Below are 17,121 nucleotides of genomic sequence, written 5' to 3'. Positions count from 1 at the left end.
CGGCGCCCCCGGCTGCGGCGCCCCCGGCTCCGGTTACTCCGGCTTCGGGTACTCCGGGAGCTTGATGTTGGTCGCCGACTTCTCGGTGATCCGCTGGAGGAAGGCCGCCATCGGGCGGGAGGCGAGCAGCCGGTACATCCGGTCACGGCCGCGGATCCGCCGCTCGGTGGCGGGCGCGAAGAACGGGCCCGCGTTGCCCGAGGTCTTCTGGCAGCCCTTGGCGAAGTCCCGGATCCGGGACTCGTAGGCGGCGAACGCCGTACGGTGGTCCCCGCCCGCCAGGGCGAGTTCACCGGCCAGGACGTACGCCCCGACGACCGCCACCCCGGTGCCCATGCCGCCCATCGTGGCCCCGTACCCGGCGTCCCCGAGCAGCGCCACCCGGCCGTGGGTGAGCCGGTCGATGTGGATCTGCGCGATCGCGTCGAAGTAGATCTCGTCGGCCCCCGCCAGCGCCGCGAGCACGGTCGGCCCCTGCCAGCCCAGGCCCGCGAACCGTTCGGCGAGGATCCGCTTCTGCGCGGCGAGGTCCCGCCGGTCGTACGACAGCTGCTCCGAGCGGAAGACCAGCAGCGCGCCCGCGCGGTCGGGGTCGCCGTCGTAGTTGCCGATCATGACGGCCCGGCCCGGCTCGCTGTAGAGGCGACCGGTGCGGATGAGGCCCAGCTCGTTGGGGACCTCGACGGCGGCCACGTAGTGGTCGAAGAAACGCAGGTAGCGGGACTCGTCGCCGAAGACCAGCGAGCGGGTGTGCGAGTGCAGGCCGTCCGCGCCGATCACCAGGTCGAAGCGGCGGGGCGGGCCGTTCTCGAAGGTGACGTCGACCCCGTCGGGGGTGTCGGTGAGCGTGGCGATCGAGTCGCCGAACACGTATTCGACGCGGTCGCGGGTGCGCTCGTACATGATGTCGGCGAGTTCGCCGCGGAAGATCTCCACGTCCCCGCTCATCATCTCCGCCGGCAGGTCCACCTTCGGGGTGCCGTCCGCGGCGACGACGATCTGCCGGCCCATGTGGGTCTGGCGGGCGTGGATCTCGTCCCAGATGCCCATCTCGGTGAGCACCCTGCGGTGGACGTGCCCCCGGAAGTCCACGGCGAAGCCGCCCCGGCGCACATCGGACGCCTTCTCGACGACGGTGACGCGGGCGCCGTACCGCCGGAGGTTCAGCGCGAGGGCGGGACCGGCGACGCTGGCGCCGGAGATCAGGACGGTGAGGTGGCTGAGGTCGTGCGTCGGGTTCGTCATGCGGGCCAGCCTCGGCGGGGCCGCTGACCGTGCGCCTACCGTGCGCCTACCGGTCGCTGACCACCGCCGACCGGCCGGATCTCCGGCCCCGCTCGAAGGCCTGTGCGTACACCTGCGGCGCCAGCTTCCCGCGGACGTCCTCGGCCACGCCGACGACATCGGGGTCGCCCCACGACTGCGCGCCCCGCAGGCCCGCCGCCGCGCCCAGCAGCTCGGCGGCCCGCCCGGGGGGCTGGGCGAGCGCCGCCAGTGCCTCGGCGACCGCGGCGAGGGCGTCGGGGCCGGGCGGCCCCTCCGCGAGTTCGCGGGCCTGGCCGAACCAGTCGTGGGCGAGTCCCGCGTCCCCCTCCGCCAGGGCCGTCCGGCCCAGCCCGACCAGGATGAGCACGGTCTCGCCGAGGCTGAACCAGTTCGCGGCACAGGTCTCCAGGGCGTTCTCGTAGTGCACGCGCGCGGGGGCGGTGTCCCCGGACAGCCGGGCCGTGTCGCCGAGCCCTCGCAGGGCGGCCGCCACCTTGTCCCCGGCGCCGGCCGTGCGCGCGAGGGCCGCGGAGCGGGTGAAGTGGGCGGCGGCCTCCTCGCGGTCGCCCCGGTGCAGCAGCGCGAACCCGCGCGAGCGCAGCAGGTCCGCGGTCTCCTCCGGCGCCCGCAGCTCCCGTACGTACCTCAGGCCCTCGTCGAACAGCTCCAGCGCGCGCGTGTGCTCGCCGCGCCGGCTCGCGAACCCGCCCAGCGGATCGAGACAGTTCGCCATGCCCCAGCGGTCACCGGTCTCCCGGAACCCGGCCAGCGCACGGCCGAACGACGCCTCGGAGGCGGCCGCGTCGCCGCCGAACTGGTGCTGGTAGGCGGTCCCGAGGTCGAGCAGCGCCCGCCGCCACACGCCCGTGCCGACCTGCCCGCGCGCCCGGTCGTTCAGCGCCGTGGCCAGGGGGCCGCCGGTCAGGGACCACAGCACCATCGTGAACGGCAGCCGCAGCGGGCCCGTCAGCGACGACATCAGGGCCGCCACGCGCGCGACGCGGTCCGACTCGGCGGGGTCGTCGCCGCGCCCGGTGACGGTGTTCATCAGGCACAGCGCGTACTCCTCGATCAGCCCCGGGGGCGGCTCGTCGCCGACGGCCGCGAGCAGCGCGCGGGCCTGCGGCACCTGGCGGCCGTGCGGTCCGCGCAGCCGCCGGAACCAGGTCAGCGCCGCCATCAGCCGCAGCGCGGCCGGGGGATCGGCGGCGGTCAGCTGATCCACCGCCGCGTCCAGATTGTCGTCCTCGGCCTCCAGCCGCGTCAGCCAGACCAGTTGCTCCCGCCCGCGCAGGAACGGTTCCGCGCGCTCGGACAGCTCCAGGAAGTGGCGGGCGTGGGCGGTCGCGAGATCCTCCCGGGCGTCGCCCAGGCCCTCGGCGGCGAACGCCCTGATCGTCTCCAGCATCCGGTAGCGGCCCTCGGACACCTCCACGAAGGACTTCTCCGCCAGCGAGGCCAGCACGTCCTCCGGGTACGGCAGTCCGCACACCGCCTCGACCGCCTCCAGCGTGGCGCCGCCCGGGAACACCGTCAGCCGCCGCGCCAGCTCCCGTTCCTCCTCGTCCAGCAGATCCCAGCTCCACTCCACCACCGCGCGCAGGGTGCGGTGCCGGGGCGCCTTGGAGCGGTCGCCCCGGGACAGCAGCCGGAACCGGTCGCCGAGCCGGTCGGCCAGTTCGTCCGGGGTGAGGGTGCGCAGCCGGGCCGCCGCCAGCTCGATGGCGAGCGGCAGCCCGTCGAGCGCCGCGCAGATCTCCGGTACGCGCGCGTGGTCCTCGAAACCGGGACGCACGGCCCCGGCCCGGTCCAGGAACAGCCGCAGCGCGGGTTCCGGGGGTAGGGGCGGCACCGGCACCAGGACCTCGCCGGTGATGCCGAGGGACTCCCGGCTGGTGGCGAGCACCCGCACCCCCGGGCAGGCCGCGAGGAGCCGCGCCGCCAATCGGGCGGCCTCGTCGACCAGGTGCTCGCAGTTGTCCAGCACGAGCAGCAGTTCACGCTTCTCCAGCGCGGCCAGCAGCCGGTCCGTGCCGTCGGCCGCGGTGCTACGGAAGCCCTCGCGCACCCCGAGGGCGCCCAGGACGGCGTACGGGATCCGGGTGCCGTCGGTGAGCGGTGCCAGCTCGACGAAGCAGACCTCCGCCCACCGGCCCCCGGCCTCGATCGCCAGCCGGGTCTTGCCCGCTCCGCCGGGGCCGGTGAGGGTGACCAGCCGGGTGTCCGCCAGGAGCGCGGCGATCCGGGTGAGTTCGGTCTCCCGGCCGACGAACCGGGTGAGCTGGACCGGCAGCCGGGGCCGCTCGGGCTCCGCGCCCCGCAGCAGCTCCAGATGCAGCGCGGACAGCGCGGGGGAGGGGTCGGCGCCGAGTTCCTCCGCGAGCGTGCGCCGGGCGTCCTCGTAGACCGAGAGCGCCTCCGCGGGCCGCCCGTCCGCGTGCAGGGCCCGCATCAGCAGTTCGTACAGTCGTTCGCTCAGCGGATGCGCCGCCAGCAGCGCCCGGACCTCCGGCACCAGGTCCGGCCCGCCGCCGAGCGCCAGATCCGCCTCGACACGGTCCTGTACGGCGGTCAGCCGCAGCTCCTCGACACGGGCCCGCTCGGCGTGCGCGTCCGGGAGGTCGGGCAGGGCCGGGCCGCGCCACAGGGCGAGCGCCTCCCGCAGCCGGGCGGCGGCCCCGGCGCGGTCCCCGGCGTCGAGCAGGGCACGGCCCTCCCGCGCGAGGCGCTCGAAGCGGTGGACGTCGACGGCGTCCGGCGGGGCGGTGAGCCGGTACCCGGTGGCGGTGGCCTCGATCCCGGCGTGCCGGGCCAGCCGGCGGCGCAGCCGGGAGACCTGGGACTGCAGCGCGTTCGCGGCTCCGGCGGGCGGCTCGGCGCCGTACAGGCCCTCGGTCAGCCGCTCCAGGGAGACACCGCGGCCCGTGTCGAGCAGCAGGAGGGTGAGCAGGGCACGGGGGCGGGGGCCGCCGGGGTCGAGAGGAGTGCCGTCGTCGGTGCGGAGTTCCAAGGGGCCCAGGATGCCGAAGCGCATGGGCCGGATTCTCGCAGTGACGGGCGGTGACGGGCCGGGGTGTTTGTCAGGTACAGCAAAAAGCCGGCCCACCGAGGTGGACCGGCCAGATGCAGCGAACCAGCATGGCCGCGCACTCAACAGTGCGTCAGCGCGAGACCTTGCCGGCCTTGATGCACGAGGTGCAAGCGTTCACGCGCTTCGGCGTCCCGCCGACCACGGTACGCACACGCTGGATGTTCGGGTTCCAGCGGCGGGACGTACGGCGGTGCGAGTGCGAGATGTTGTTGCCGAAGCCCGGCCCCTTGCCGCAGACGTCGCAGTTGGCAGCCACGGGTCACTCCAAAGACTTCAGATGCACTTACGGTTGGATCCCGGCATGCCGGGATCGAGATCGCAGGATCAGAGATCTGAGTGGCGTAGCCAGGGGAATGGCCCGATCGGATCGGGCAACCGGAGCAGCATACAACGACTGCGCCAGTAGAACGAAACTACCACGGCTGCTCTACGCTGCGTGCAGTCCAGCAGCTCAGGGAGGCGCAGGTGGCGCAGGTGCCGCAGACATTCTTCGATGCTCTCGCGGTGCGCACCTGGTGCTCGCTCGCGCTCACGGCGCTGGGCCGCGCGCGCGAGGAGATCGACGCGATCAACGTGTACCCCGTCGCGGACGGCGACACCGGCACGAACCTCTATCTGACCGTCGAGTCCGCCACGACCGCCGTGGAGGCCGTGTTCGCGGGGTACGAGACCGCTCCGGCGGCCGTCGCCCCCGCGGCCGTGCGCAGTCCGTCCCTCGCCGACGCCGCGCGCGCGATGGCGCACGGCGCGCTCATAGGCGCGCGCGGGAACTCGGGGACGATCCTCGCCCAGCTCCTGCGCGGCATGGCCCAGGTCCTCGCCACCGAGGGTGAGGCCTCTCACACCGACGGGGACGGGCTGCGGCTGGCCCTGCGGCACGCCGCCGACTCCGCCCGCCAGGCCGTCGCCCACCCCGTCGAGGGCACGGTCCTGTCGGTCGCCTCGGCCGCCGCCGACGCGGCCGACGCGACCGAGGGCGCCGGGGGCGACTGCGGGACCGTCGCCCGCGCGGCCTACCGGGGGGCGTGCGCGGGGCTGGCCGCGACCCCGGCCCAGCTGACCGTGCTGGAACAGGCCGGGGTGGTCGACGCCGGCGGGCGGGGGCTGGTCGCGGTCCTCGCGGCGCTGGTGGAGACGTTCACGGGGGAGGCGCCGGTGTTCTCCGGGGTCTCCGGGGGCCCCGGGGTTTCCGGGTTCTCCGGGGGCGCGGTGCACGCGCGCGTGGCCGCCGGTCCCGAGCCGGCCGCCGTGGACTGCGCCGACGCACCGGGCGAGGCGGGCGGGCCCGCCTTCGAGGTGATCTACCTCCTGGAGGCCGAGGACACCGCCGTCGCCCGGCTGCGCCGGCGCCTGGACGCCCTCGGGGACTCCCTCGTCGTGGTCGGCGGCGACGGCCTGTGGAACGTCCACGTCCACGTGGACGACGCGGGCGCCGCCGTCGAGGCGGGCGTCGACGCCGGACGGCCGTACCGGATCCGCATCACCCACTTCGGCGCCGGTGACGCCCACGCGCGCGGGGGCGAACGCCCGGTCCGCGAGCGCGTCCAGCGGGCCGTCGTCGCCGTCGTGCCCGGCGAGGGCCTGGCCGGGCTGTACACCGAGGCCGGCGCGACCACCGTCCTCGCCCGCCCCGGGGAGCCGCCCGCCAGCGGGGAGCTCGTGGAGGCCGTACGACGGGCCCACGCGCGCGAGGTCGTCCTGCTGCCCAACGACGCCGATCTGCGCCACACCGCCGCCGCGGCCGCCGAACAGGCCCGCTCCGAGGGCATCCGGGTGGCCCTCATCCCCACCCGCTCCGCCGTCCAGGGCATCGCCGCGCTCGCCGTGCACGAGGCGGACCGCCGCTTCGACGAGGACGTCGTCTCCATGACCTCCGCGGCCGGCGCCACCCGCTACGCCGAGGTCGCCGTCGCCGAGCGCCAGTCGTGGACCATGGCCGGCATCTGCCAGGCCGGTGACGTCCTCGGGCTCATCGACGGCGACGTCGCCGTCATCGGCGCCGACGTCACCGCCACCGCCGAGAGCACCCTGGACCGCATGCTGTCGGCCGGCGGCGAGCTGGTCACCCTGGTGCTCGGCGACGACGCCCCCGACGGCATCGCCGAGCGTCTTCAGGCGCGGGTGCGGGAGGCGTACCTCGCCGTCGACACGGTCGTGTACCGCGGCGGGCGGCAGGGCGCGCTGCTGCTGATCGGCGTGGAGTAGCCGCTACTCGCCCGACCCGTCGGGCTGTTCCAGCGCCACCTGCAGCAACTGCTCCGCCTCGGCCCGCCGACCCGCCACCGTCCCCTCGTCCCCGTCCCCGTCGCCGTCCTCGTCGGCGTCGGTGTCCGCGTAGGCCCGCAGCACCGCACGCGCGCGTGCCGCGGCCGCCTCGGGCCGCCCCAGGTCGGTCTCCAGCCAGCCCGCGGCCAGCTCCGCGCCGGTACGCGCGTGCAGCGCGTCGCCGTCCAGGGCGACGAACACCGCGACCGCCTCCGCCATCTGCGACAACGCCTCCTCCAAGGCGTCCCGGATCGAGTCGTCGTCGGCGTCCTCGGTCGCCGAGCGGGCCAGCAGATCCCCGAACTGACGGTGGGTGTGCCCAAGTTCGGCGACCAGCCGCAGCCGCGCCTCCTCGTCGTCCTCCGTCACCGCGAGCGCGTCCACGCACTCCTCCACGGCGCCGGCCATCAGCGCCCGCGCCCCCTCCGTCCCGTCCTCGGTCCGCAGCGCCAGCCACGCGCGGGCGCGCAGCGAACGCACCAGCCCGTGCACATTGCCCAGAGCGCGCCACAGCTCACCCGCGCGCGCGTACGCCCGGTCCGCCTCCTCGGGCAGTCCCGCGTGGCCGAGGGACTCGGCGGCCAGATGGGCGAGGGTCGCGTGGTCGTGCTGCTCGGGCCAGTGCCGGGCGATCTCGGCGGCCTGGAGCCGGCGCTCGGCGGCGTCCCGGTGCTCGCCCAGCTCGCTCAGACAGTCGCCCAGCCACCACTGCGTCTGAACCACCGCCCCGTCGCCGTGCGTCTCCTCGCGCAGATCGGCCAGCGCCGACTCCAGCACCTCCGCGGCCTCCGCCCAGCGCCCCAGCCGGACCAGATACCCGCCGAGCTGGTGCCGCGCCCACGCGCCGAAGGTCGGGCCCTCGCCCGCCTCGTCGGCCCAGTGCGCCGCCTCCAGGGCGTGCTCCGCGGCCTCCGCCGCCTGCCCCCGCTCCCCGACCACCTCGGCGAGCTGAAGATGCAGCTGGGCCCGCCCGACCGGCTCCAGCACGGACCCGCCGTGCTCCAGGGCCGCCCGCAGCGCCCGCTCCGCCTCCGCCATGTCGCCCAGATGGTGCGCGAGACCCGCGAGCCGGGCCTCGTACTCACACGCGAACCACGGCAGCCCCGCCCCGGTGAACTCCGCCGCGGCCCGCGCGAACAGCCGCGCGCCCGCCTCGACGTCCCCGGAGTGCGTGGCGAGTTCCCCGAGCATCGCGTGCCCCTCGGCGAGCCGCGCGGTCAGCCGTACGTCGTCCCCGGTCCGCCCCTCGACCAGCGCGAGCAGCTCCCGTACGGCCGCCTCCGCCTCCCCCAGAACCGTTTCCGCCATCGGCCCGTCGGCCTCGTGGACGCGCCGCATCAGGATCCGCGCCCGCGCCATCAGCACCCCCGCCGCCTGCCGCACCTGGGTGCCGCCCTCGGCGTACAGCGCGAGTACGTCGTCGTACGGGCCGGCCACCGCCGCAAGCGCCTTGCCGACGTCCTCCCCGGCGAGCGCGCGCACGTACGCCGCACGCGCGCGTGCCGCCAGCGCCTCCCCGGGGTCCTCCGCCTCCGCGTACAGCTCCGCGGCCCGCTCGAACGTTTCCGCGCCCTGCGGACCCAGCGCGATCGCCTCGTGCTCGACGATCTCCGCACGGTCACGCGCGTTCAGCCCCACACCCTCCACGCCCTCGGCGGCCCGCGCGACCGCCGCCCACGCCTGAACGGCCTCCGGCCGCAGCGTGTCCGACAGCCGCCGGGCCTCGGCGAGCAGGTCCGCCGGCTCGGGCTCCACCGCCTCCGGCGCCACGACCGGCACGGGCGCGCTCACCGCGGCCGGCCGCACCGCACGCACCCCCAGCGGCAGCCGCTCCACCAGCGGACGCTGCGCCATCCGCGCGCGGGCCCGCTCACTGACGTACTCCGTGCCGTTGCGCTCGTCGAACCGCGCGGCCAGCACCAGGGCCTCCCCGCGCGCGTGGGCGGCCAGTTCACCGGCCGTCCACTCCCGCCCGGCCGGCCCCGGCACCCGCTGCCCGCCCAGACCGAGCCCCGCCAACCGCTCCATCAGCAGCACCACGACACTCAGGAACTCCAGCTTGCTGCGCGGATGCCCGTCGTCCGTGAAGTACGCCGGCCGCTCCGCGAGCAGCTCCAGACCCCGCGCCTCGTTCCCCGTCAGCGCACAGAACTCGACGTGGTCGGCGTACGCGCCCCGCATGCTCTCCATCGGCCGCACCAGCCGGAAGCCCCGCAGATGGTGGGCGCGCGCCTCCTCCACCCGGCCCAGCCGCAGCAGCGGCACCAGCGACGAGGCGAGCACCGTGTGCGGCTCGTGCGCACACGCGTACTCACCCTCCAGAACCGGCGCCCACAGCGCGAGCGCCTCCTCGTCCCGGCCCCGCTCCGCCTGCCACCAGCCCTGCCCGTGCAGCTCGCACGCGTGACAGTCGGCCATCGTGTCCCGGTCCGCGGCCAGCCACGCGGCGAACGCCCGCTCCGCGCGCGGGACGTCCCCCACATGCGCGGCCACACTGAACTCGGCACTGCGCACCGCACGCTCCGAGTGCCCCGCGAGCCGGTAGCGGTGCTCCATCTCGCCCAGCCACTTCTCCACCGACGCCAGCGGAACGTGCGGCTGGTCGAGCATGCCGGCCGACATCCACTTGAAGACCCAGTGCAGCGAGTGCGTCTCGTAGTCGTCGAAGTCCCCGGGCCGCTCGTCCCACAGGCGCAGCAGCCGCGCGAACGGGACGAACATCTTGTCCTTCTCGGAGCTGTAGTTGTAGACCTTCAGCTGGTGCCCGAGCGCCTCGATCACCGCCAGCGGGATGTTCAGCTTCTCGGCCTCCGTCAGCAGCAGCTCCGCGCGCGCGTTACGAGCCGGGCCCTCCGGCTGCTCGCCGTTCTCCGCCATCGCCCGGCGGAGCGCGTCGAAGTCCCTGATCTCACTCATCGGTGGTCGTCCTCCCCGTGTGCGGACTCCCCGTGCGTGGCCCATTCCAGAAGGCCGATGAACGCCCGGTTCAGCAGGGCCGAGTCCGCGGGCCTGAGCGGCCGCTGCGCCATCAGCAGCGCCTGCCCGTACAGGGACTCCGTGGCGGTGCCGATCAGTTCCGCCGCCCGAAGCGAACTGATCCGCCGGATCAGCGGGTTGAGATGGTTCAGCACCAGCCGCGCGCGGGGGGCGCCGCCGCGCAGCGAGCCCAGGATGCCCGCCCACAGATCGTCGGCCTGCGCCTCCTCCTCGGCCCGCGCCTGCTCGTGCCGCGCCGCCCGGTCGTCCAGGTGCAGCGCGGGCACGGACAGCGGATGGAAGGCCCGCAGGACGACGTCACAGCCCAGCGGGTCGAGCTTCGCCCGCGCGGCCGCCAGGAACCCCGACAGCGCCAGCTCCTCCGCCGGGTCCACCGTGTCCAGATGCGCCGTCACGGTGTCCGCGTCCAGCTCGGCGACCACCGTCCCCGGCCGCACCGACGGCAGCGCCTCGACCAGCTCGCTGTCGTACGTGTAGCCGCCGTTGACCACCCCGACGCCCTGCGCGGCCGCGATCGGCGCGACCTGCCGGTACTCCTCCACCGTCCGCGTGAAGTGCACCACCGGGTGCCGCTGCGCGAACTCCTCCAGCGACAGCTGCCCGTCGCTCGTCTCGAACGGCAGCCACGGCAGCATGGTCCGCAGCATCTCCGTGTCGTGCCGCGCCAGCGACTTCACACCCAGGTGGTGCACGGCCAGAAAGGCCGAAAGCCGCTCCGGATCACCCGCCGCGAGCCCCGTCAGCCACGACCGGATCCGCTCCCCGAGCGCCTCCCGTACGGCGGCCAGCGTCTCGTCCTCGTACAGCGACTCGCGCGACGCCGTGGGCCGCAGACTGTCCGTGTCCAGCACACAGCGCACGAAGAACGCCCAGTCGGGCAACAGCTGTTCGGCCCGCTCGGTCAGCAGCATGCCCTTCAGGTGCACCCGGTGCGTGGCCCGCTGGGCGGGACTGACGGCCGCCGGCAGCACGTACGCCACCCCGCGGATGCCCGCCAGCGGCACATCCAGCTCGATCGTGTCCAACGGCGTGAACCCGAACAGCCCGTGGCAGTGCCGGGCCAGCGCCACCCGCCGGTTCGCGGGGGAGGGGTACGGCCGGTCCCAGGGCGCCGGCAGATCGGTGACCGCCTCCTCGCCCACCCGGACGTCGTACGGCAGCAGTGAGCCGAAGTCCCGTGCCAGTTTCAGCACCCGCTCCTCGGTGAGCCACTCCCCGGCCCCGGCGCGCGCCACCAGGTGCACGGTGGTGCCCGGCTCGGGCCGCTCGTCGTGCGGGAGCGTCCGCACGGTGTACGAACCGTCGTCGCGCGCCGTCCACTCCACGGGCGGCGCGGCGGGGGTACGGGCGCTGCGGCTGACGACCCGGATCCGCTCGGCGACCACGAAACAGGCCAGCAGCCCGATGCCGAACTGCCCCAGGAAGTCGGACCGCGCCTCCTGGAGGCCCTCCGCCCGCTTGGAGCTGCGCCCGATGGTCGCCAGCAGGCTGTGCACATCGGCCTCGGTGAGCCCGATGCCGGAGTCCTCCACCCGCAGCGTCCCGCCCGAGGCGTACAGCCGCACCCGCGCGGGGGCGGCGGGCTCCTCGGCCCGCCGGGCGGTGATGGCGTCCACGGCGTTCTGCAGCAGTTCCCGCAGATAGACCTTGGGACTGGAGTAGAGGTGATGGGACAGCAGGTCCACCAGACCACGCAGGTCGACCTGGAACGTATGAGGTGACGGTGATGCCTGGGATGACTGTGAGGTCTGGGAGTCCATCGCTGCAGCGCCGCGAAGTGGGGACGAGCACGGCGCGGGGTCGGGCGGTCCCGGTGGGGCGGTGACCGCGGATGATGGCGGAGGCCGGTCATCCTAGAGCCCGAACGAGCCGTCTGACCAGGTGTTTCAGGACACGTATCGAGCAATGTCAGTGGCGTGGTGTGCAATGGATCTCGTGCCCGCACTCGAAGAACCACTGAAGAAGGTGCTCGGCCCACCGACCGCGAAGGTGATGGCCGAACACCTCGGCCTGCACACCGTCGGCGACCTGCTGCACCACTATCCCCGCAGATACGAGGAGCGCGGCCAGCTCACGCACCTGGCCGACCTCCCCATGGACGAGCACGTCACGGTGGTCGCCATGGTCGCCGACGCCCGGCTGCACTCCTTCGCCTCCGCCAAGGCCCCCCGCGGCAAGGGACAGCGGCTGGAAGTCACCATCACCGACGGCAGTGGCCGACTCCAGCTGGTCTTCTTCGGCAACGGCGTCCACAAACCCCACAAGGACCTCCTGCCGGGCACCCGCGCGATGTTCGCCGGCAAGGTCTCCGTCTTCAACCGCCGCCTCCAACTGGCGCATCCGGCGTACGAATTGCTGCGCGGGGACGGCGAGGAGACGGTCGAGACCTGGGCCGGCGCCCTGATCCCCCTCTACCCGGCCACGGCCAAACTGGAGTCCTGGAAGATCGGCAAGGCGATCCAGACCGTCCTGCCCAGCGCCCAGGAGGCCGTCGACCCCCTCCCGCCCGCCCTGCGCGAGGGCCGAGGCCTGGTCACCCTCCCCGAGGCCCTCCTCAAGATCCACCGCCCCCACACCAAGGCCGACATCGCCGACGCCCGCGCCCGTCTGAAGTGGGACGAGGCCTTCGTCCTCCAGGTCGCCCTCGCCCGCCGCCGCCACGCCGACGCCCAACTCCCGGCCGTCCCGCGCCGCCCCTCTCCCGACGGCCTCCTCACCGCCTTCGACGACTGCCTCCCCTTCACCCTCACACAGGGCCAGCAGAAGGTCTCCAAGGAGATCTTCGACGACCTGGCCACCGAGCACCCGATGCACCGCCTGCTCCAGGGAGAGGTCGGCTCGGGCAAGGCCCAGCCCCTCGACTCACTCGTGCTGACACCCGCCGGGTTCCGTCGCATGGGGGACATGCAGGTGGGTGATGAAGTGGTGGTGCCGGACGGAGAGATCGCCTTCGTCGACGGCGTCTTCCCGCAGGGAGAGCGTGAGGTCTGGCGTCTGGTCCTTTCCGACGGAAGCTCCGTCGAGTGCGACGACGAGCACCTCTGGATCGTCGGCACGAGCGGTGGCCGGCACCGGGGCCGGGCTCCCAAGGTCATGACAACTCGAGAGATCCGTCTCGACACGCTCAAAGCGAACGGGTCTTCGAAGTGGTACATCCCGGCAGCAGCCCCTGTCGACCTCGGAGGCGACTCGGGACTTCCCCTGGATCCCTACCTCTTCGGTCTCCTTCTCGGGGACGGCTCGTTCCGGCACCACCTGCGGCTCTCCACCGTCGACGACGAGATCCGGGATGCCGTGGCAGCCGCTGTGGCTCCTGAATGCCGACTCGTTCCCGTGAAGAACTCGCGCTGTGATCACACCATCCAGCCCGCACAGCGTGTCGGCGGGGCCCGCAACCCGGTGATCCGAGTTCTGCGGGATCTGAACCTCTGGGGTGAGACATCGCACGGCAAGTTCGTGCCGGACGAGTTCAAGGACACCTCGGTCAAGAACCGTCTCGCTCTGCTGCAAGGGCTCCTGGACACGGACGGCACCGTCCAGGCGAACGGTCTGAGCGTCTCGTTCTGTTCGGCTTCGCGGCGGCTCGCAGATGATGTCGCCTGGCTTGTGCGTTCACTGGGAGGCCGCGCGCGTGTCCTGCCGAAGCGAGCCGCTTTCGAGGTCTTTGTCGCGCTGCCCGACGAGTACGCCCCATTTCGGCTGACCCGCAAGGCGGACCGCGTGCGGCCTCGCCTGAAGGACAACACCTTCCGCCGCGGAATTCGCGCCGTCGAGTACGTGGGACGCAAGCCGGTCCAGTGCATCAGCGTCGCCCATCCGAGCCACGCCTACGTCACCGACAACTTCACGGTCACCCACAACACGATGGTGGCCCTGCGCGCCATGCTCGCCGTCGTCGACGCGGGCGGTCAGGCCGCCATGCTGGCCCCCACCGAGGTGCTCGCCCAGCAGCATCACCGGTCGGTCGTCGAGATGATGGGCGAGCTGGCCGAGGGCGGGATGCTGGGCGGCTCGGAGCACGCCACCAAGGTGGTGGTGCTCACCGGGTCGATGGGAGCCGCGGCCCGGCGGCAGGCACTCCTGGATCTGGTCACCGGTGAGGCCGGCATCGTCATCGGCACCCACGCGCTGATCGAGGACAAGGTCCAGTTCCACGACCTGGGCCTGGTCGTGGTCGACGAACAGCACCGCTTCGGCGTCGAACAGCGCGACGCCCTGCGCGGCAAGGGCAAGCAGCCCCCGCACCTCCTGGTCATGACGGCCACCCCCATCCCGCGCACGGTCGCGATGACGGTCTTCGGCGACCTGGAGACCTCCGTCCTCGACCAGCTCCCGGCCGGCCGCTCACCCATCGCCAGCCATGTCGTCCCCGCCGCCGACAAGCCCCACTTCCTGGCCCGCGCGTGGGAACGGGTCCGCGAGGAGGTGCAGAACGGCCATCAGGCGTACGTCGTCTGCCCCCGCATCGGCGACGAGGAGGTGGCCCCCGGGAAGAAGTCCGCCGAGGACGAGGCCGAGAAGCGCCCGCCGCTCGCCGTCCTGGACGTCGCCGAGCAGCTGGCCAAGGGGCCGCTGCAAGGCCTCCGCGTCGAGGTGCTGCACGGCCGTATGCACCCCGACGACAAGGACGCGGTCATGCGCCGCTTCGCCGCCGGAGAGACCCACGTCCTGGTCGCCACCACCGTCATCGAGGTCGGTGTGAACGTCCCGAACGCCACCGCCATGGTGATCATGGACGCCGACCGCTTCGGCGTCTCCCAGCTCCACCAGCTCCGCGGCCGGGTGGGCCGAGGCTCGGCGGCGGGCCTCTGCCTCCTGGTCACCGAGATGCCCGAGGCCAGCGCGGCCCGCCAGCGCCTCAACTCCGTGGCGTCGACCCTGGACGGCTTCGAGCTGTCCCGCATCGACCTCGAACAACGCCGCGAGGGCGACGTCCTCGGCCAGGCCCAGTCGGGCGCCCGCACCTCGCTCCGCGTCCTGGCGGTGATCGAGGACGAGGAGGTCATCGCGGAGGCAAGGGAGGAGGCGGTGGCCGTGGTCACGGCCGACCCCGAACTGACGGCACTCCCCGGCCTGCGCACAGCCCTGGACGCCCTGTTGGACGAGGAGAGGGAGCAGTACTTGGAAAAGGGGTGAGGGGCAGCCGACCCAGGGGCGCGGGGCGGTATTGAACATGCGGCTACCGCCGCGCGTGCGCGACCAGCCACACTGAACGTAAAGCCGCCCACAACCAAGGACCGAAGATGACCCGCGTGATCGCCGGCAAGGCCGGCGGACGCCGCCTCACCGTCCCGCCAGGGACCGGCACCCGCCCCACATCGGACCGCGCCCGAGAAGGCCTCCTCTCCACCTGGCAGTCCCTCCTCGGCGGCCCCCTCGACGGTGAACGCGTCCTCGACCTCTACGCCGGATCAGGGGCCGTGGGCCTGGAGGCCCTCTCCCGGGGCGCGAGCCACACCCTCCTCGTGGAGGCCGACGCCCGCGCCGCCCGGGTCATCCGCGAGAACGTGCGGAACCTCGCCCTCCCCGGCGCCGAGGTCCGCGCGGGCAAGGCCCGCCAAGTGATCCAGACGGCGCCCACGGAGCCGTACGACGTCGTCTTCCTGGACCCGCCCTACGCCGTCACGGACGACGATCTTCGCGAGATTCTCCTCACACTCCGCTCCGGGGGCTGGCTCGCGCCGGGCGCGCTCGTCACCGTGGAGCGCAGCACCAGAGGCGGGGAGTTCGACTGGCCGGACGGCTTCGAAGCGCTCCGGGCCCGTCGCTACGGCGAGGGAACGTTTTGGTACGGTCGCGCCGCCTCTACGTGCGAAGACGCACGATGACCGGACCGGAGAGCGAGGGATCACAAGTGCGCCGCGCCGTCTGTCCCGGGTCGTTCGACCCGATCACCAACGGACACCTCGACATCATTTCCCGCGCCTCCCGTCTCTATGACGAGGTCTATGTCGCGGTCATGATCAACAAGTCGAAGAAGGGCCTCTTCGAGGTCGACGAGCGACTCGACCTGATCCGTCAGGTCACCGCCGAATACGGCAACGTACGGGTGGAGGCCTTCCACGGCCTGCTCGTCGACTTCTGCAAGCAGCGCGACATCCCCGCCATCGTCAAGGGCCTGCGCGCGGTCAGCGACTTCGACTACGAACTGCAGATGGCCCAGATGAACAACGGGCTGTCCGGGGTCGAGACGCTCTTCGTACCGACCAACCCCACCTACAGCTTCCTGTCCTCCTCCCTGGTCAAGGAGGTGGCGACCTGGGGCGGCGACGTCTCCCACCTGGTCCCGCCGCTCGTCCTCGAGGCCCTCAACGAGCGCCTGCGCAGGGATTGATGGGGCTACAGTCGTCCCGTCCGTCTCCAACACAGCTGTAGAGAGTGGCGAGCAACCGGTGGACGTACAGAAGAAGCTCGACGAGATCGTCACGGCGGTCTCCAGTGCCCGGTCGATGCCCATGTCGGCCTCGTGCGTGGTCAACCGCGCCGAGCTGCTCGCCCTGCTGGAAGAGGTGCGCGCGGCCCTGCCCGACTCGCTCGCCGAGGCCCGCGAGCTGATCGGCGACCGCGACCAGATGGTCGAGCAGGCCCGCCAGGAGGCCGACCGGATCATCTCCACCGCGCACGCCGAGCGCGGCTCGCTGATCTCCGACACCGAGATCGCCCGCCGCTCCCAGGCCGAGGCCGACCGGATCCTCGCCGAGGCCCGCCGGGAGGCCGAGGAGGTCCGCGCCGACGCCGACGACTACGTCGACTCCAAGCTCGCCAACTTCGAGGTCGTCCTCACCAAGACCATCGGCTCGGTCGGCCGCGGCCGCGAGAAGCTCCTCGGCACCGGTCCCGGTTTCGGCGAGCAGGGGTACGCGGACCCGGAGGAGGACGACGCCCCCGAGCGCAGCCACGACCCCGAGACCCTGCGCCGTGACGCCGACGCCTACGTCGACACCAAGCTGGGCGCCTTCGAGGCCGTCCTCACCAAGACCCTGGAAGCCGTCGGCAAGGGCCGGCAGAAGCTGCACGGCCGTATCGCCAGCGACGACCTCGGCGCCCTCGCCGACGACAACACGACCTTCCAGCACTCCTCCGACGCCGACTACCTCGCCGACCTAGCGGCCCTCGCCGAGCAGGACAACAGGGCCCCGGCCGCCGTCGGACAGGGGGCGCCGCAGCCGTCGTACGAGGAACAGCCGGTCGCCTACGGCTACCAGCAGCAGGACGGGTACGGCTACGACCAGACGTACGCCCAGCAGGACCAGTACGGCTACCAGCAGGCGGACCCCTACGCCGTGGCGTCCTACCAGGGCTACGACGCCCAGCAGACCGCCTACGACCCGCACCAGCAGGCCCAGCAGCCCCAACAAGCCCACCAGTCCTATGCCCTCGACGAGACCAGCCTCTTCGACACGGGCATGATCACGCCGGAGCAGCTGCGGGCCTACGAACAGGGCCGCGGGCTCTAGAGCCACCCGGATTGGGCTGTGAGCGAAAGCTCCAGTATCCTGGCT

The 17,121-nt window shown here is 73.1% G+C and carries 10 protein-coding genes; 5 read left to right on the top strand and 5 right to left on the bottom strand.

Going from position 1 to position 17,121, the window contains the following annotated elements:
* Positions 1–33: 33 nt before the first annotated feature.
* From ABZ464_RS19445 to rpmB, 3 genes are all read right to left on the bottom strand, one after another.
* Positions 34–1,245 carry an FAD-dependent monooxygenase gene (locus ABZ464_RS19445; RefSeq protein WP_359278448.1) on the bottom strand — a complete coding sequence of 404 codons (1,212 nt, stop codon included), beginning with the start codon at positions 1,243–1,245 and terminating at the stop codon, positions 34–36.
* A 46-nt stretch (positions 1,246–1,291) separates the two neighbouring features.
* Positions 1,292–4,300: a BTAD domain-containing putative transcriptional regulator gene (locus tag ABZ464_RS19440; protein WP_359278445.1), complete on the bottom strand. Its 3,009-nt coding sequence runs from the start codon at positions 4,298–4,300 to the stop codon at positions 1,292–1,294.
* 127 nt (positions 4,301–4,427) lie between these two features.
* Entirely contained in the window at positions 4,428–4,613 is a 186-nt protein-coding gene (gene rpmB / locus ABZ464_RS19435; protein ID WP_003993230.1) for a 50S ribosomal protein L28, read from the bottom strand.
* Positions 4,614–4,822: 209 nt separating this feature from the next.
* Between rpmB and ABZ464_RS19430 the strand changes: the two genes are divergently transcribed.
* A complete protein-coding gene (locus ABZ464_RS19430; RefSeq protein ID WP_359278442.1) occupies positions 4,823–6,562 on the top strand; it encodes a DAK2 domain-containing protein in 1,740 nt (579 codons plus the stop codon).
* A gap of 3 nt (positions 6,563–6,565) precedes the next feature.
* Here ABZ464_RS19430 and ABZ464_RS19425 read toward each other — a convergent pair whose 3' ends face one another.
* Together ABZ464_RS19425 and ABZ464_RS19420 are read right to left on the bottom strand one after the other, a co-directional pair.
* On the bottom strand, positions 6,566–9,538 hold the full coding sequence (locus ABZ464_RS19425; RefSeq protein WP_359278439.1) for a tetratricopeptide repeat protein: 2,973 nt from the start codon (positions 9,536–9,538) through the stop codon (positions 6,566–6,568).
* Positions 9,535–11,379: an HSP90 family protein gene (locus ABZ464_RS19420; RefSeq protein WP_359278436.1), complete on the bottom strand. Its 1,845-nt coding sequence runs from the start codon at positions 11,377–11,379 to the stop codon at positions 9,535–9,537. The genes ABZ464_RS19425 and ABZ464_RS19420 overlap by 4 nt, the downstream gene beginning before the upstream one ends.
* Positions 11,380–11,545: 166 nt before the next feature.
* Here ABZ464_RS19420 and ABZ464_RS19415 point away from each other — a divergent pair, with 166 nt between their 5' ends.
* From ABZ464_RS19415 to ABZ464_RS19400, 4 genes are all read left to right on the top strand, one after another.
* Positions 11,546–14,755 carry a helicase-related protein gene (locus ABZ464_RS19415; RefSeq protein ID WP_359278433.1) on the top strand — a complete coding sequence of 1,070 codons (3,210 nt, stop codon included), beginning with the start codon at positions 11,546–11,548 and terminating at the stop codon, positions 14,753–14,755.
* Positions 14,756–14,862: 107 nt separating this feature from the next.
* Positions 14,863–15,447, top strand: coding sequence for a 16S rRNA (guanine(966)-N(2))-methyltransferase RsmD (rsmD, locus tag ABZ464_RS19410; RefSeq protein ID WP_359278430.1), 585 nt, complete (start codon positions 14,863–14,865; stop codon positions 15,445–15,447).
* A 26-nt stretch (positions 15,448–15,473) separates the two neighbouring features.
* Positions 15,474–15,953: a pantetheine-phosphate adenylyltransferase gene (coaD, locus tag ABZ464_RS19405; RefSeq protein ID WP_359278525.1), complete on the top strand. Its 480-nt coding sequence runs from the start codon at positions 15,474–15,476 to the stop codon at positions 15,951–15,953.
* A 58-nt stretch (positions 15,954–16,011) separates the two neighbouring features.
* Complete coding sequence (locus ABZ464_RS19400) at positions 16,012–17,076, top strand: ATP synthase F0 subunit B (protein WP_359278427.1); 1,065 nt, start codon at positions 16,012–16,014, stop codon at positions 17,074–17,076.
* The last annotated feature ends 45 nt before the right edge of the window (positions 17,077–17,121 follow it).

The sequence above is a fragment of the Streptomyces sp. NPDC005820 genome (assembly GCF_040630255.1).
Classification (GTDB): Bacteria; Actinomycetota; Actinomycetes; order Streptomycetales; family Streptomycetaceae; genus Streptomyces.
Note: the sequence above shows the minus strand (reverse complement) of the source record. Positions and strands in the feature narration are given on the sequence as shown.

Excerpts from the sequence above, each read along its gene's own strand:
- ABZ464_RS19420 (WP_359278436.1), bottom strand. The coding sequence starts at position 11,379 with ATGGACTCCCAGACCTCACAGTCATCCCAGGCATCACCGTCACCTCAT.
- ABZ464_RS19440 (WP_359278445.1), bottom strand. The coding sequence starts at position 4,300 with ATGCGCTTCGGCATCCTGGGCCCCTTGGAACTCCGCACCGACGACGGC.
- ABZ464_RS19445 (WP_359278448.1), bottom strand. The coding sequence starts at position 1,245 with ATGACGAACCCGACGCACGACCTCAGCCACCTCACCGTCCTGATCTCC.
- ABZ464_RS19425 (WP_359278439.1), bottom strand. The coding sequence starts at position 9,538 with ATGAGTGAGATCAGGGACTTCGACGCGCTCCGCCGGGCGATGGCGGAG.
- rsmD (WP_359278430.1), top strand. The coding sequence starts at position 14,863 with ATGACCCGCGTGATCGCCGGCAAGGCCGGCGGACGCCGCCTCACCGTC.
- ABZ464_RS19415 (WP_359278433.1), top strand. The coding sequence starts at position 11,546 with ATGGATCTCGTGCCCGCACTCGAAGAACCACTGAAGAAGGTGCTCGGC.